Raw genomic sequence first — 14,910 nt, forward strand, 5'->3', positions numbered from 1 at the left:
CCATGCCATTTCAGTTATTACTCAATATCTTGCTTGCATTCCTCTGGATGTTTCTCGCCAACTCCTTTTCCACTTCATCGTTCATCATCGGCTACTTGCTCGGTTTGATTGCGATGTTTGCGATGCGGCGAGGCTTCAGTACTCGTTTTTATCTTGGACCATTCATCGCTTTAATCCGGCTGTTCATCCGATTTTTATACGAACTGGTCGTTGCGAACCTTGAAGTGCTGTCAATCATTTTGAAACCGCGCCTCGACATCAAACCCGGTATTTTTGCGTACGAGACGGAGCTGGAACACAATTGGCAAGTCACACTGCTTTCGATGTTGATTACGTTGACACCAGGAACACTTGTCGTTGATATTTCAGATGACAACAAGACATTGTATATCCATGCCTTGCATATGCCGGAAGCCGACGATGCTGTTGCCTCGATTCGAAATAGTTTTGAGAAAGCCATCTTGGAGGTGAGCCGCTGATGTTAGAGACCCTTTTATTTATTGCCTTAGGTGGCGTGTTCCTGTCGATGCTTGGTTTATTTTACCGCGTCATCAAAGGTCCATCCGTTGCCGACCGTGTCATCGCCCTTGATTCCATCGGCATCAGTTTGATTTCCGTCGTCGGATTAGTTTCGATCATTCTTCGTACAAGTGACTATTTGGAAGTCATCTTATTGATCGGGATTTTGGCATTCATCGGGACAGTTGCCTTCTCCAAATTCATCGAGAAAGGAGAGATCATCGAACGTGACCGCAATCAGTGATATTTTCGTAGCCGCCTTTGCGTTGATCGGAGCTTTTTTCAGCCTCGTCACTGCACTGGGTCTCATTCGGCTACCTGACCTCTATACGCGTGCTCACGCCGCGTCCAAAAGCGCGACGCTTGGTGTCATGAGCATTCTCATTGGCGTCATCATCTATTTCGTCGCAGAAGATGGATTTTTCTCGTCCCGTGTCCTGCTTGGTATTTTGTTCGTATTGATCACGGCACCGATTGGCGGACATTTGATTGCCCGCGCCGCTTACTACAGCGATGTTCCTTTATGGAAAGAATCCGTGCAGGATGATCTGGCGAAAAATCCCGAACACGTGAACCCGAAAAAACGATCGGTTTCTAAATTAAAATAATGATTTTGGCACGTCCAGCAGCTATCACCTGATCTTTTTCAGGCGGTAGCTGTCTTTTTTTGCAAAGAAAAAACGGATCCGGGTGATTCACTTAACGTGAATCATCCGCACCCGCTTTGGCAAACAGTAAATCCAGTTCTTGGCGATTCGTAATCAACTCCGCTAGCGTATGTTGCTCGAGTTCGCGAATAAACGCCCGTAAAGCCCGTCCGAGAATTCCTTTTAACTGACAGTGTGGTTCAATCACACAATGTCCGTTCGCCGAAAAACATTCGACGATATCCATCGGCTCCATCTCCCGAACGACCTTCCCGATGTTGATTTCTTCCGGATCCCGAATCAGACGTAGTCCGCCGGTCCGTCCGCGCGTCGATTCAACATAGCCGAGCTTCGCCAACTGTTGCGTCACTTTCATCAAATGATTGGATGAAATGCCATAATGATTGGCAATCGCCGGCATCGGCGTGATTTCCTGCCGGTGAAGTCCTAAGTAAATCAGGACACGTAATCCATAGTCTGTATATTGTGTAATCCGCATGCTGTTCACTCCATTCTCTCTTGACGGAACGTCCCTGAACGATTCCGCCCCACGCTGCTGTATTATCGTATCATGTTCTGCATCACGCGAAAATAACTGAATGCATGATAAAACCTCGATAAGCATACGTAGTGAAGAAGGGTTTGGATGTCATTTTCAAAAAAAAGTCCGCTTTTCAGGAAGAAAAGCGGACTTTTTTTGGTATTCAACGTGGTGTATGCTGCTGTCTGACTTCATTAAAACGGTCGGCAAAATTCGTGAAGACACCGGTCACTCCGTAATCAAGCATCCGATGCATATCCTTCTTCTCATTTACAGTATACGGGTGGAGCAATAAATCGTTTTTTCGAATCAATGCCGTATTGGTTTTCGTCAATGCTTTAAAAGAAGGACCCACTCCAACCGCATAAGTCTTGATGTCTTTCAGTCGTTTAGCGGTTAACGTACTCACATCACGTGCTTCGAGCAATTGTACAAGCGGTACGTTCCGATCCAGACGTTTTACTTTTAACAAACTTTCTTGACTGAACGATTGAATCATCACTTGTCCCGGCTTAACGCGGTCACTTGATAATCCATATCGTTTCAACGTATCCAACAGTTTTTTCTCCATCCCGGGATAGACATCCGGCGACTTCGTTTCGATATAGTAGTTGGCCTGCTTACCATAACGGTCAAAAATTTCGTTAAGCGTCGGAACCTTTAATCCTTTGTAACTCGCACGGGCATAGGCGGGATAGGTTTGGTTAAACCAACTTCCTGCATCCAATCGTTTGATCTGCGCCAACGTCTTATCCTTGACCGCACCTGTCCCATTTGTCGTCCGATCGACTGTCTCGTCATGCATCGCAATCAAGTGACCATCTTTCGTCATCTGTAAATCAATTTCAATGTAATCGGCTTTTAACTTTTTATGTCCCGTCTCGTAAGCAACCATCGTATGTTCCGGTGCATAGCCTGAAGCACCACGATGCGCAACATTGACGATACGCTCTGGGTCCAATAATCCTTTTTCCGGTTTCTTCGCCGCCTCAATATTCGTTGCACTGCTTGTGATCACTAATCCCGTCAGGACCGTCATTCCAATCTGCTTTAACATTCATTTATCCCCCTCAAAATCATGATTCTCATACAAGATGAATCTTACCGTGTTTCGATGAACGTCTCATGAAGCAGATGTAATCTTCTGTATAGATTGGGTGACAACGCTGTAACAGATGACAAAAAAACACCCTGTTTCCATGGTTCGAAACAGGGTGTTCCCGTATGATTACGCTTCGAAGATGAGTGATTCCGGATCTTCCAACAAATCTTTGATGTGTTTGAGGAACGTGACGGCTTCTTTTCCGTCCACGATCCGGTGATCATAGGAAAGGGCGACATACATCATCGGACGGTTTTCCATTCGTTCTGCATCGATCGCAATCGGACGCAAGTTGATGGCATGCATCCCGAGAATCGCCACTTGTGGTCCATTCAGGATCGGTGTCGACATCAAGGAACCAAATGTCCCACCATTCGTGATCGTAAACGTTCCGCCTGTTAAATCAGACAAGCCCAGTTTGTTGTCCCGCGCTTTGACCGCAAGATTGATGATATCTTTTTCGATTTCACCGAAGTTCTTTTTATCAGCATCGCGGACGACCGGCACGACCAGTCCGTCCGGGGCAGAAACTGCAATCCCGATGTCGTAGAATTTCCTCAGGACAATCTCGTCCCCTTGAATTTCTGCATTCAGATACGGCATTTTTTTCAAGGCCGCGACAGCAGCTTTCGTAAAGAACGACATGAAACCAAGTTTGACCTCATTGTCCTTGACGAATTTTTCTTGGCGGCGTTTTCGTAAAGACATGACAGCAGACATATCGATTTCATTAAATGTCGTTAACATCGCAGCCGTTTGTTGAACTTCTACTAAACGGTTAGCAATCGTTTTACGACGGCGTGACATTTTGATTCGTTCTTCCGGTTTGCCGGGTGCTGCCGGAGCTGCAGGTTGTGGTGCCGGCGTTGCAGGTTGTGGTTTTGCTTGTTCACGTGGCGCGACTTCAAACGTTGCCACATCTTGCACACGGATCCGGCCAAGCGGATCTTGTGTCGCGACTTGCGACAAATCAATTCCTTTTTCCCGTGCTAACTTCCGAGCAGCTGGTGAAGCAATCGGACGGTCAGCAAGCGACGTGGCTTCGGTCGCCGCGACAGCTGCCGGTTGCTCTTTTTTTGGCTCTTGAGCAGCCGGTGCTTCTGCTGGTGCTTCTGTTGCCTTTGGCGCTGGAGTCGATTCAGTCGGTTTCGCTACTTCGCCACCCGCTGTGATGATGGCAATTGTCTCGCCAACTCGGACCGTGTCGCCTTCTGCCGCCATGACCTCTGTCAACACGCCGGCTTCATCCGACGGGACTTCGATGTTGACTTTATCCGTTTCCAGTTCAACAATCGCTTCCCCTTTTTCCACCTGATCGCCTGGTTGTTTCAACCACGAAGCGACTGTACCTTCCGTAATCGATTCTGCAAGTTCTGGCACTTTGATTTCCATGATAATTCGTCCCCCTAAGACTGTTCGTGTTTGACCCCACAAGATGTTACGCGTTAGACATTTGTTTCGGAAATAGATGGTGCAGTCGTTTCTTCGACCGTCTGGCGTGTCAATGCTTCTGTTACGATGCGCGCTTGTTCGACTTTATGACCAGTCGGGTCACCTTCCGCTGTACTCGAGCGTCGACGGCGTCCAATATAGCGGACTTGCGTGATTCCATTGATGCCAACGGATTCTAAGCGCGGTTCGATATATGTCCAAGCCCCCATGTTTTTTGGTTCTTCCTGAACCCAAACAAATTCCGTAACGTTCGGGTATCGCTCCAACAACGCGTTTAACTGCTTCGCCGGGAATGGATAAATTTCTTCGATTCGCACGATGTGCAGCCAGTTGAAGTCGTCATCGGATTTCGAGACGGCTTCTGCCAAGTCGATCGCGACTTTCCCACTGCAAAAGACAATTCGTTCGACTTGATCCGGTGATTCACCAAGACCCGTTTGTTCCACGATACGTTTAAAGGAGCCGTCTGTCAGCTCGGATAAATCAGATGTCGCGAGCGGGTGCCGGAGAAGACTTTTTGGTGTCATTACTACAAGCGGACGAACTTCTTCTTTTCCGAGAATCGCCGCTTGACGGCGAAGCAGGTGGAAATACTGCGCGGCACTCGAAACATTGGCGACCGTCCAGTTTTTCTCACCGGATAACGATAGGAAACGTTCAAGACGGGCACTCGAGTGTTCCGGACCTTGCCCTTCATATCCATGAGGCAACAGCATGACAAGCCCCGAGGTCTGCCCCCATTTCGCACGACTCGCTGAGATGAATTGATCAAAGATGACTTGACCGGAGTTGGCAAAATCACCATATTGCGCTTCCCATAAGACAAGTGTCTCGGGTGCGAAAACATTGTAACCATATTCAAAGCCGAGGACGCCTGCTTCCGATAACGGACTGTTGTAGACAGCAAAGGACGCAGTGGCTGATTTCAAGCTGTGCATCGGTGAAAACGATTTGCCCGTTTTGACATCATTGAGATTGATGTTCCGCTGGGCGAACGTTCCCCGTTCAGAATCCTGACCACTTAATCGGATTGGTGTTCCGTCCGAGAGAATCGATGCAAATGCGAGCGTCTCAGCATGTCCCCAGTCAATCCCGTTTTTCGTCGTCAACGCATCGGTCCGGCGTTTTAAGACTTTCTCTAGCTTATGAAAAACATTGAATCCGCTTGGCCATTCGAGTAATTGTTCGTTATACGCAATCAAGTTCTCTTCCGAAACACCTGTCTCAACGGTCGGAACCCCTTTGAAGACGACGTCCGGCATGACCCCACCGTACTCTTTTTCCACATTCGGTACTTTCTCACGCGCTGCTTTCATGACATCATTGATGTCCGTTTCAATCGCAACGACCTCTTCTTTCGTGACGTCCCCTTGCTCAACCAATTGGTTGGCATATAAGACCCGTGCCGTGTCATGTTGATGGATCAACTCATATAACACTGGATTCGTGTTCATCGGCTCATCCATCTCGTTATGTCCAAAACGACGGTACCCAATCAAATCAATCAATACGTCTTTGTTGAACGTTGCCCGGTATTCACTGGCGAGTAACGCGACAGCTAAACAGCTTTCCGGCTCATCGGCATTGACGTGGAAAATCGGGATTTCGTATCCTTTTGCCAGGTCGCTCGAATAGCGGGTTGAACGTGAATCGGTCGGCTCTGTCGTGAAACCGATCGTATTGTTGGCGATGATGTGAATCGTCCCGCCCGTGTTGTATCCTTTTAAATTCGTCAAATTCAATGTTTCAGCGACAATTCCTTGTCCCGGGAAAGCGGCATCACCGTGAATCAGGATCGCGGCTGCTTTGCCCTGCTCTTGGCGAGGCGCGCCTTTTTGCGAACGGTCATCTTGCGCCGCCCGTGTAAATCCTTCGACGACAGGATCGACAAACTCCAGATGCGACGGATTATTGGCAAGTGTCATCCGCACATTAGTGGATTGTTGCTCCATTTTTCGGTTTAATCCCAAATGATATTTGACGTCGCCTGTCCAGCCGTACGTAATTCCAATCGATCCTTCCGACGGGACAAGATCGTGGTTCGGTGCATGTTGGAATTCGGCAAAAATCATTTCGTATGGTTTGCCTAGGACATGTGCCAACACGTTTAAACGTCCACGGTGAGCCATTCCGATGTTAATTGTCTCCGATCCATTGGCAATCAGGTGACCGACAATCGTATCAAGCAACGGCACCATCGCATCCAGTCCTTCGATTGAAAAGCGTTTTTGTCCCACGTATGTTTTATGCAGATATTTTTCAAAAAGATCCGTTTCCGCTAAGCGTTTAAACAATTGTTTTTTCTGTTCAACGCTGAGTTTGGCCGTCAACGCTCCTTGTTCAATCTTTTGACGCAACCATTTCTTTTCGTCCAAATCATCGACGTGTTGGAACTCGACCGCGGCTGCCCCTGTATACTGGGCTTTCAGATGTTCAATCCCTTCGAAGGCATCTTTCAAGTGGGTCGGTGGATCCGGACAAACGAGTGTGACCGGCATGCCACGTAAATCAGCTTCTGTCAGTCCAAACTGACCAAGCTCAAGCAATTCCGTCTCCCGCGGATGATCTTTTAATGGATAAATGTCCGCCGCTAAATGACCTTTTGCACGAATTTGATCCGCTAAGCGGCTCGCTGCCAAATATTTTTCGAAATCTCCGGTCTCGACCACTTGATTGACAACTGGTTCTGAGATCGGAGCCCCGTTCTGTTCAAAATAGAGTCGTGTCTCTTCATCCACTGAAGAAGCATCTTCTAAAAAACGTTCATACAATTCGATGATGTAACCAAGGTTTGGTCCATAAAATGCTTGTTGTTCCTGTTCCCGGCTTGCCATGTACGGTTCCCCCCGTTTCATTCATTTCACCCTTCGTGCTGAAGAATCAGCACATTTCCAACTCTCTACCTGTTAGCGCTTTCAAATCGGATGACATAAAAAGTCGACAATCGTTACGTTCCCAGTCTGACAAATCGAATGTAACCTTGACGAAGGCCTGTATGTCAAAAGTGTTTGCCTTAGTTATTATATTACTACTTCTTTTGGCTCAGTGCGTTTCGAATTCCCAATTTCTCAGTGATAAATGTATAAGTTTTTCTTATGACTGTACCCTCTGTTCTTTATGAATGAAACGTCTCTAGGGAAAAAAGACTTTTTTCCTCAAAAAAAGAGTATCCATCGCCTCCCTGTCGGCAAATGGATACTCGATTCGTCTCTTTTATAAAACTTTACTTAAAAACGATTGTGTCCGCTCATGTTGCGGCGCATCAAACAATAAGCTCGGAATGTTTTCTTCGACGATGAAACCGCCATCCATAAACAGGACACGATCACCAACTTCGCGGGCAAATCCCATCTCATGCGTGACGACGATCATCGTCATCCCTTCGAGCGCCAATTGTTTCATGACCGCGAGCACGTCGCCGACCATTTCTGGATCGAGCGCTGACGTCGGCTCATCAAACAGCATGATTTTTGGATTCATCGCCAAGGCGCGGGCAATCGCGACGCGTTGTTTTTGACCACCTGACAGTTCACCCGGATAATTGTCGGCCTTTTCACGTAAGCCGACTTTATCAAGTAATTCAAGAGCCCGTTGCTTGGCTTGGCTTTTTTCCGTCTTCCGCACTTTCATCGGAGCAAGCGTCACATTTTCAAGCACCGTCTTATGCGGAAACAAGTTAAAGTGTTGGAATACCATCCCAACTTCTTCCCGCACTTTATTGATATCGACTTTCGGGTTCGTAATGTCGTGCGTATCGATCACGACTGTCCCGCCGGTGATGTCCTCCAAGCGATTCAGACACCGTAAAAACGTACTTTTCCCGGAGCCCGAAGGTCCGATGACACAGACCACTTCTTTTTCCTGAATTTCAACTGAGATATCTTTTAAGACTTCATTCGAACCAAACGATTTCTTCAATTGTTTCACTTCAATGATACTCATCGTAGGGTAAACCTCCGTTCCAAGAATTTCGCTAACAGTGAAAGGAGATAAATGACGACGAAATACATCAAACCGACGACGGTCCACACGATGAACGGTTCAAACGTCGTCGCCTGTTGCACTTGCCCTTGTTGCGTCAAATCTGCGATGCCGATAATCGACAATAACGAAGTATCCTTTAAACTGATGATCGATTGGTTGGTGATTGTCGGCAACATCCGCCGGAATGCCTGTGGCAGAATGATTTGTGTCATCGTCTGACGCCCGGTCATTCCAAGCGAACGAGCTGCTTCGGTTTGCCCTTTATCAATCGACTGAATCCCGGCCCGAATAATCTCGGCGAAATACGCACCCGCATTGATTGCGACCGTCAAGATACCGGCATACATCCGGTCCATCGACAGCCATTCGAGTGAATTGAGTCCAAAATAGATGAAGAACAATTGGACGATAAATGGTGTCCCGCGGATGACATCAATGTAGACGATGGCAATCGCGTTTAAAATCTTCAGTGGAGACAAACGCATCAACGCAACAATCAAACCAATGATGAATCCGGCTATGACCGCGATGATGAAAATATAAAGTGTAATCTGTAATCCTTCCAAGAAAAACGGAAACGCCGTTTTTGCGACTTCCATCAGCGACTCAACTCCCTTGTCTTTCGTTCAAATCCGCTTATTTTAAATACGTATCTACGATTTTGTCGTACTCGCCGCTTTCTTTCAGGTTAGCCAGTCCTTCGTTGATTTTTTTCATCAACTCTTCGTTTTCCCCTTTTAAGACCGCGATGCCGTAGTTATCCCCGTTGAGTCGGTCGCCGACTAGTTTCAGACCAAGGTTCTGTTGTTTGTTGGCGTACGAAATGACAGGATAGTCTTCAATCAGAGCCGCTGCGTTGCCATTTTTGACTTCTTGGAACATTGCCGGGCTGTCGTTGAATTGTGTAACCGTGATGCCTAATTTTTCTGCATTATCCGTTGCGTATTTTGCACCGGTCGTCCCCTTTTTGACGGCGACTTTTTCGCCTTTTAGGTCATCAACTGACTTAATTTTGTTATTGTCTTCCTTGACGACTAAGATCAATCCGGCTTCAAAGTACGGATCGGAGAACGTCACGACTTTTTTCCGCTCCGGTGTGATACTCATCCCGGCAATCGCCACGTCCAGCTGATTCGCCTGCAAAGCAGGAATGATTCCGCTGAAGTCCATCGCTTCGAATTGAATCTTAAAGTCTTGATCCTTTGCAATCGCTTTGATCAAGTCGATGTCGATTCCTTTGTACGTATCGCCGTCTTTGTACTCGAATGGCGGATACGTCACGTCGATTCCGACTTTGTACGTCTTGTCCTCTGATGTTTCCTCCTTCGAACCGATGCTGCAGGCACTTAATACGAACAGACAACTGATCAACAAAAATAGAACCGATAATTGCTTTTTCATGTTAAAACTCCTCTCTTGAAGGCGGATGCCTTCTCCCTCTTTTTTCCTTGCATTCACTTTCCTTAACACACATTTTATCAGAAAAATTCAAATTTTACGAATAAACGTAATATTTTTGTTCATTTCTCTACTATAGAAATTCAAAAAGAGCATCCTTTTGCAAAAGGATGCTCTAGATGAACTTGCATGAAATGCCGCCGAGAGGACTTGAACCTCCACGGTGTTGCCACCACTAGATTCTGAGTCTAGCGCGTCTACCAGTTCCGCCACGACGACTTCTATTTGTGTTATTAGAATACTAAATAGAGGTTTTTCTGTCAACGGTTTCAAACATTTTTTTATTATTTCTTCACTGCCTCATCTGTCAAAATTCGACGGACAAAACGTTCGACGACCGTATCATACGTATCCGGATCTTCGAAATAGGCCATCGCATGCGCCGCATTCGGGATGACGACCAACTCTTTTTCTGTCGGACACGCCTGATACAGCTCATAGACCATTGAAGTCGGAACAAATGTATCTGCGCCGCCGTGCAGGAACAGGATCGGAACCGTCGCCCGTTTGACTTGTTTTAACGCCGAAGCCTCACTAAAAAAGTAACCTGCCTTCAATTTCGTCAGTAAACTGGTCATTGCCAGAAACGGGAAATGCGGCAGACGGTACATCCGTTTCATCTGATAAGCGAGAACGGCATTGACGGATGTGTATGCACAGTCGGAAATGATGCCTTTGACTTGCGGCGGCAAAACTTCCCCACTTGTCATCAGAACGGTCGCTCCGCCCATCGAAACACCGTGCAGAAAAATCGCACTTTCCTGACCAAGACGCGCAATCAGATATTCTGTCCAGCGAAGACAATCTTCCCGGTCGTGCCAGCCAAAACCGATGTAGTTCCCTTCACTTTTACCATGCCCCCGATTATCCGGCATCATGACATGAAAACCGGCTTGGTGATACAAATAAGCGAATCCCGCTAAGTCCGTTCCGACACCGCCGTAGCCATGGACTAAAATAACGATCCGGTCCGACGGGACAAGCGGCGGTAAATAGTGTCCGCGCAGTGTTAAGCCGTCATGGGCTTTGACTTCGATCAATTCAAGCGGCTGTTCTTTGATCCACGTTTGTCCCGGTTGCATCAGGCGGACCATTTCGTCACTCAGGTCACGGTTGTTCGATAAGAACGGTTTCGGATTCGTGGCAATCGCCATTTCATAAAAATAATAACTTGCGGCAAGCATTCCGGATCCGAGGACACCCAATCCGATTTTCGTTCGTTTTCGCATCACGTTTCACTTCCCGTTCTCATAATTCGATTTGTAACTGGGCTGAGGAGTCGATCTCGTCTTGCAGCACTTCCTGTCGTAAACGGTGTTCTTGCTGTGCTTTTCGATAGGCAAATTCCTGTACCAATTCTTGTCCTGTAAACCCTTCTTCAACGATATCCGATAACAAATCGGTTTCCGTTGCCACCATTTCTTGCGGATTTCGCATGACGAGCACTTGACCGACTTGGGCCAACATCAACTCATCTTTTAACTGTAACGCATCATAAAACGGTTCAGGTAATGTCATACGACGTGTTTCCGGATTGATATGAATCCGTTTGTATGCTGCCAACGATTGAAATTTTCGAATCTGCATGTCTGTCCTCCTCTTTCAAATCAGCAGAACGTCATGTCTACTCTGGAATCTTTCCCTTGAATTCGTATTGTCGCCTGCGCACCGTTCACGAGTGTCAATTGCGGCGGTTGGTGTCCGATGTCAAGATCATAAAATATCGGAACCTTTAATTTTTCCTTCAGCATACCGTACACATCGGTCAGCGTATAATCTTCAATCATCCGTCCACCAGGTGTCCGTCCGAATACGATGCCTGCCGCCTGATCGAACCAGCCTGCGAGATGCATCTGCATCAACGAGCGATGAACATCGGTGGCACTTGCTTCCGATATTTCAAAGTACCAAAGAATCGGCTCTTGATTGATTTGCGTTTGTTGAAATGCGGTCACGTCACCGTACGGCGTTCCGATCAGATGACGAACGGTTTCCAGACATCCGCCAAGCAGACGCCCTGTTAATTCAGTTTCATTTGGATCAACGGATTTCCATTCTGTTGCAGCATCCAAATGGTACATAAAACGTGCCGGTCGTTCCGTATGATTCCATTTGGTTTGATAAAAGTCGGAAGTCCATTGTGTGACGGTTCCTCCTTTTGGCGTTGCCAGAACCCGGCGCCAGGCGGTCGTCGTCTCATCCCATTCTTCACTTCGCATCTCGACGAAATTTGGTCCATGAGCTGTCGCAATCCCTGTCTGAACGGTGATCGCAAACAGCAGCGTACTGATATCGGAATAGCCAAGCAACCATTTTTCCGGAATCTGGTTCATCTCAAGATACGGCAAGACGTCAATTGCCCGCTCACCGCCAAACGGTGGAATGATTGCGTCAATTTCCGGATTCTGCAACATTTGTATCAATTCATCGGCCCGGATGTCGGCGGCCGCACTGGTTGCTTTTTGTTGTGTCCAAACGGTTTGCCCGACTTGCACCGCCATTTGCCGATCCTGCAATCGGTTCGTCGCCTCTTCAATCATTGGATGCAGTTCTTCCGGTAATCCGGAAGAGGGTGCTGTTACGCCAATCGTCTGTCCTGTCCAACCTAAATAAGGATATCGCATGATTTTGCCTCCTCGATGTTAGTTTTACGTCAGCCCATCGTTCGAACGAATTGACCGATTTGTTCAACTTTCCGTTTTAACGGTTCAATCGGAACGATCCGTGCTTCCCGGTGAACTTCTTTCCCCTTTACAAATAACAAGACCACGGGTGCGGTAAACACCGAAAACTCGCCGGCAATCTGTGGAACATCGGTCAAATCGACGCGTCCCGCCCGAAATTCAGGATGCGCAACAAAAATAGGTTCGATTTGCGGAAACAATGATGCACAGACCGCACACCCCGGGCTGGAAATGTAGAGCACACTGGCTAGTTCTGTAAGGTATAGTTTCTTGACCGCTTCAATGGAGGTCAGTTCTTGAAACGTTCCCATGGCATCTGTCCTCCTTTTTTGTAAAATATGTTTCAATTATAACGTGCCTTAGGCAAGAAACAAAACATGACTCTCGCTGGAGATTTTCTGAATCAAAAAAACACTCCAAAACCGAAACCCTGCGCGATGATCGCCCAAAATTTCGGTTGGAGTGTTGTCTGGCCGGAATATCAGAGGTTGGTGGATGCTGCCAACTCCGCGTATTCTTCTTTCGTGAACGCGCGCGAGCGCGTCAAAAAGCGTTTTCCTTCGACACCTTCTAACGAAAACATCCCGCCCCGTCCGTCGATGACGTCGATGATCAGTTGCGTATGCTTCCAGTATTCGTATTGATCTTCGTGCATATAGAACGGGCAACCGCCGATTGTCCCGATCCATACATCTTGATCTCCTAAAAATAAATCGCCTTCCGCAAAACACATCGGTGAACTGCCGTCACAGCAGCCGCCTGACTGGTGGAACATCAGCGGTCCGTGTTTCGCCTTCAGCAGTTCAATCAATTCCAAGCCGGCATCGGTCGTCAGCACGCGTTCGACCATGTCGCCACATCCTTTCCTCAATCAGAAGAAACCAAGTTTATCCGGGCTGTAACTGACGAGCAGGTTTTTTGTCCGTTGGTAATGATTCAGCATCATCTTGTGATTTTCCCGTCCAATCCCTGACATCTTATAGCCGCCGAAGGCAGCATGGGCTGGATATTGGTGATAACAATTCGTCCATACCCGTCCCGCTTCGATCGCCCGACCAAACCGGTACGCACGGTTCATGTCGCGTGTCCAGACACCGGCACCTAATCCATACAGCGTGTCATTTGCAATCTGAAGGGCTTCTTCTTCTGTCTTAAAGGTCGTGACAGACAAGACCGGACCAAAAATCTCTTCTTGAAAAATCCGCATTTTATTATGTCCTTTAAAAATCGTCGGTTGGATATAATATCCGTCGGCTAAATCCCCATCGAGATGATTCCGCTCCCCGCCGATCAGACATTCCGCACCTTCTGATTTTCCGATTTCGAGGTACGACAGGATTTTCTCCATCTGTTCGCTTGATGCTTGCGCTCCCATCATGACATCCCCGTCCAACGGATTCCCGAGCTTAATGGCTTTGACCCGTTCAAGCACACGTTCCATGAACGGTTCATAAATCGATTCTTCAATTAACGCACGTGATGGACACGTACAGACTTCCCCTTGATTCAAAGCAAACATCAACAAGCCTTCAATTGCTTTGTCAAAGAAGGCATCATCGGCATCCATGATGTCGGCAAAGAAGATGTTGGGTGACTTTCCACCCAGTTCAAGCGTCACCGGAATGATGTTTTGCGACGCATATTGCATGATGAGCCGTCCTGTCGTCGTCTCTCCAGTGAAGGCAATCTTCGCAATACGTTTACTTGACGCCAGTGGTTTCCCTGCTTCCAGTCCGAATCCATTGACGATATTCAAGACACCCGGCGGCAGAAGGTCGCCAATCAATTCCGTCAGCAGCATGATGCTCGCCGGTGTTTGTTCTGCCGGTTTCAAGACAACACAGTTCCCCGCTGCGAGTGCCGGTGCCAGTTTCCAGACGGCCATCAAAATCGGGAAGTTCCATGGAATGATTTGCCCGACCACTCCGAGCGGCTCATGGAAATGATAGGCGACCGTATCGTTGTCGAGCTCGCCGATTGATCCTTCTTGCGCCCGGATGACACCGGCGAAGTAACGGAAGTGGTCGATTGCAAGCGGCAGGTCGGCGTTTAACGTCTCCCGGACAGCCTTCCCGTTTTCCAGTGTTTCGGCATAGGCCAGCATTTCCAGGTTTTCTTCCATTCGATTGGCGATTTTATTTAAGATATTTGAACGTTCTGCGACAGACGTTTTCCCCCACGCCTCTTTTGCCGCATGAGCTGCATCCAGCGCGAGTTCGATATCTTCTTTTCCGGAACGGGCAACCTGACACAACACTTTACCGGTAATCGGTGTCACGTTATCGAAGTATTCTCCTCCGACCGGTGCCGTCCACTTCCCATTAATGAAGTTCTCATAACGATCCTTGTACTGTACCTTCGACCCTTGCGTGTTTGGAATCTCATAAATCATGATCTTGTTCCTCCCTCAATTAAAATGGTCAAACGACGAGAAGGTATCCCATGTATGCGCTTTCATTTTGATGGTATCGAAATGTCTTCTCGTATCTATCGTACCAAATGTTGATAAAAAGTCAAAATTTT

16 protein-coding genes and 1 tRNA gene are annotated in these 14,910 nt (G+C 47.5%); 3 read left to right on the plus strand and 14 right to left on the minus strand.

The window, feature by feature from the left end; all coding sequences use genetic code 11:
• The first annotated feature begins 2 nt into the window (after positions 1–2).
• The 3 genes from D3D03_RS05590 to mnhG are packed head-to-tail and all read left to right on the plus strand — an operon-like array spanning position 3 to position 1,127.
• Positions 3–479, plus strand: a complete 477-nt coding sequence (locus D3D03_RS05590) for a Na+/H+ antiporter subunit E (protein ID WP_026832792.1) — start codon at positions 3–5, stop codon at positions 477–479.
• Positions 479–763 carry a Na(+)/H(+) antiporter subunit F1 gene (locus tag D3D03_RS05595; protein ID WP_026832791.1) on the plus strand — a complete coding sequence of 95 codons (285 nt, stop codon included), beginning with the start codon at positions 479–481 and terminating at the stop codon, positions 761–763. The genes D3D03_RS05590 and D3D03_RS05595 overlap by 1 nt, the downstream gene beginning before the upstream one ends.
• The gene (gene mnhG / locus D3D03_RS05600) at positions 747–1,127 is read left to right on the plus strand and encodes a monovalent cation/H(+) antiporter subunit G (protein WP_026832790.1); all 381 of its coding nucleotides are present in this window, start codon (positions 747–749) and stop codon (positions 1,125–1,127) included. Before D3D03_RS05595 ends, mnhG begins: the two co-directional genes overlap by 17 nt.
• A gap of 91 nt (positions 1,128–1,218) precedes the next feature.
• On the opposite strand, the gene D3D03_RS05605 is transcribed toward mnhG, so the two are convergent.
• From D3D03_RS05605 to adh, 14 genes are all read right to left on the minus strand, one after another.
• A complete protein-coding gene (locus tag D3D03_RS05605) occupies positions 1,219–1,665 on the minus strand; it encodes an Rrf2 family transcriptional regulator (protein ID WP_026832789.1) in 447 nt (148 codons plus the stop codon).
• 205 nt (positions 1,666–1,870) lie between these two features.
• A complete protein-coding gene (locus D3D03_RS05610) occupies positions 1,871–2,764 on the minus strand; it encodes a glycerophosphodiester phosphodiesterase (RefSeq protein ID WP_119923115.1) in 894 nt (297 codons plus the stop codon).
• A 171-nt stretch (positions 2,765–2,935) separates the two neighbouring features.
• On the minus strand, positions 2,936–4,204 hold the full coding sequence (odhB, locus tag D3D03_RS05615) for a 2-oxoglutarate dehydrogenase complex dihydrolipoyllysine-residue succinyltransferase (RefSeq protein ID WP_119923375.1): 1,269 nt from the start codon (positions 4,202–4,204) through the stop codon (positions 2,936–2,938).
• A 50-nt stretch (positions 4,205–4,254) separates the two neighbouring features.
• Positions 4,255–7,116 carry a 2-oxoglutarate dehydrogenase E1 component gene (locus tag D3D03_RS05620; protein WP_119923116.1) on the minus strand — a complete coding sequence of 954 codons (2,862 nt, stop codon included), beginning with the start codon at positions 7,114–7,116 and terminating at the stop codon, positions 4,255–4,257.
• A 358-nt stretch (positions 7,117–7,474) separates the two neighbouring features.
• Positions 7,475–8,203, minus strand: coding sequence for an amino acid ABC transporter ATP-binding protein (locus D3D03_RS05625; protein ID WP_028106115.1), 729 nt, complete (start codon positions 8,201–8,203; stop codon positions 7,475–7,477).
• The gene (locus tag D3D03_RS05630) at positions 8,200–8,844 is read right to left on the minus strand and encodes an amino acid ABC transporter permease (protein ID WP_026832784.1); all 645 of its coding nucleotides are present in this window, start codon (positions 8,842–8,844) and stop codon (positions 8,200–8,202) included. Before D3D03_RS05630 ends, D3D03_RS05625 begins: the two co-directional genes overlap by 4 nt.
• A 37-nt stretch (positions 8,845–8,881) precedes the next feature.
• The gene (locus tag D3D03_RS05635) at positions 8,882–9,646 is read right to left on the minus strand and encodes a transporter substrate-binding domain-containing protein (protein ID WP_026832783.1); all 765 of its coding nucleotides are present in this window, start codon (positions 9,644–9,646) and stop codon (positions 8,882–8,884) included.
• Positions 9,647–9,838: 192 nt separating this feature from the next.
• Positions 9,839–9,922: transfer RNA gene (locus D3D03_RS05640), tRNA-Leu, on the minus strand.
• Between the two features lie 65 nt (positions 9,923–9,987).
• Positions 9,988–10,932 carry an alpha/beta hydrolase gene (locus D3D03_RS05645; protein ID WP_119923117.1) on the minus strand — a complete coding sequence of 315 codons (945 nt, stop codon included), beginning with the start codon at positions 10,930–10,932 and terminating at the stop codon, positions 9,988–9,990.
• 19 nt (positions 10,933–10,951) lie between these two features.
• A complete protein-coding gene (locus D3D03_RS05650; RefSeq protein ID WP_026832781.1) occupies positions 10,952–11,290 on the minus strand; it encodes a hypothetical protein in 339 nt (112 codons plus the stop codon).
• Positions 11,291–11,310: 20 nt separating this feature from the next.
• Complete coding sequence (locus D3D03_RS05655) at positions 11,311–12,327, minus strand: S66 family peptidase (protein WP_119923118.1); 1,017 nt, start codon at positions 12,325–12,327, stop codon at positions 11,311–11,313.
• 29 nt (positions 12,328–12,356) lie between these two features.
• Positions 12,357–12,698, minus strand: coding sequence for a thioredoxin family protein (locus D3D03_RS05660; RefSeq protein WP_119923119.1), 342 nt, complete (start codon positions 12,696–12,698; stop codon positions 12,357–12,359).
• A 170-nt stretch (positions 12,699–12,868) separates the two neighbouring features.
• Complete coding sequence (locus D3D03_RS05665; protein WP_026832778.1) at positions 12,869–13,237, minus strand: DUF779 domain-containing protein; 369 nt, start codon at positions 13,235–13,237, stop codon at positions 12,869–12,871.
• A gap of 21 nt (positions 13,238–13,258) precedes the next feature.
• A complete protein-coding gene (gene adh / locus D3D03_RS05670) occupies positions 13,259–14,779 on the minus strand; it encodes an aldehyde dehydrogenase (RefSeq protein ID WP_026832777.1) in 1,521 nt (506 codons plus the stop codon).
• Positions 14,780–14,910 lie beyond the last annotated feature (131 nt).

The organism is Exiguobacterium sp. RIT452 (assembly GCF_003598705.1).
Lineage (GTDB): Bacteria > Bacillota > Bacilli > Exiguobacteriales > Exiguobacteriaceae > Exiguobacterium_A > Exiguobacterium_A undae.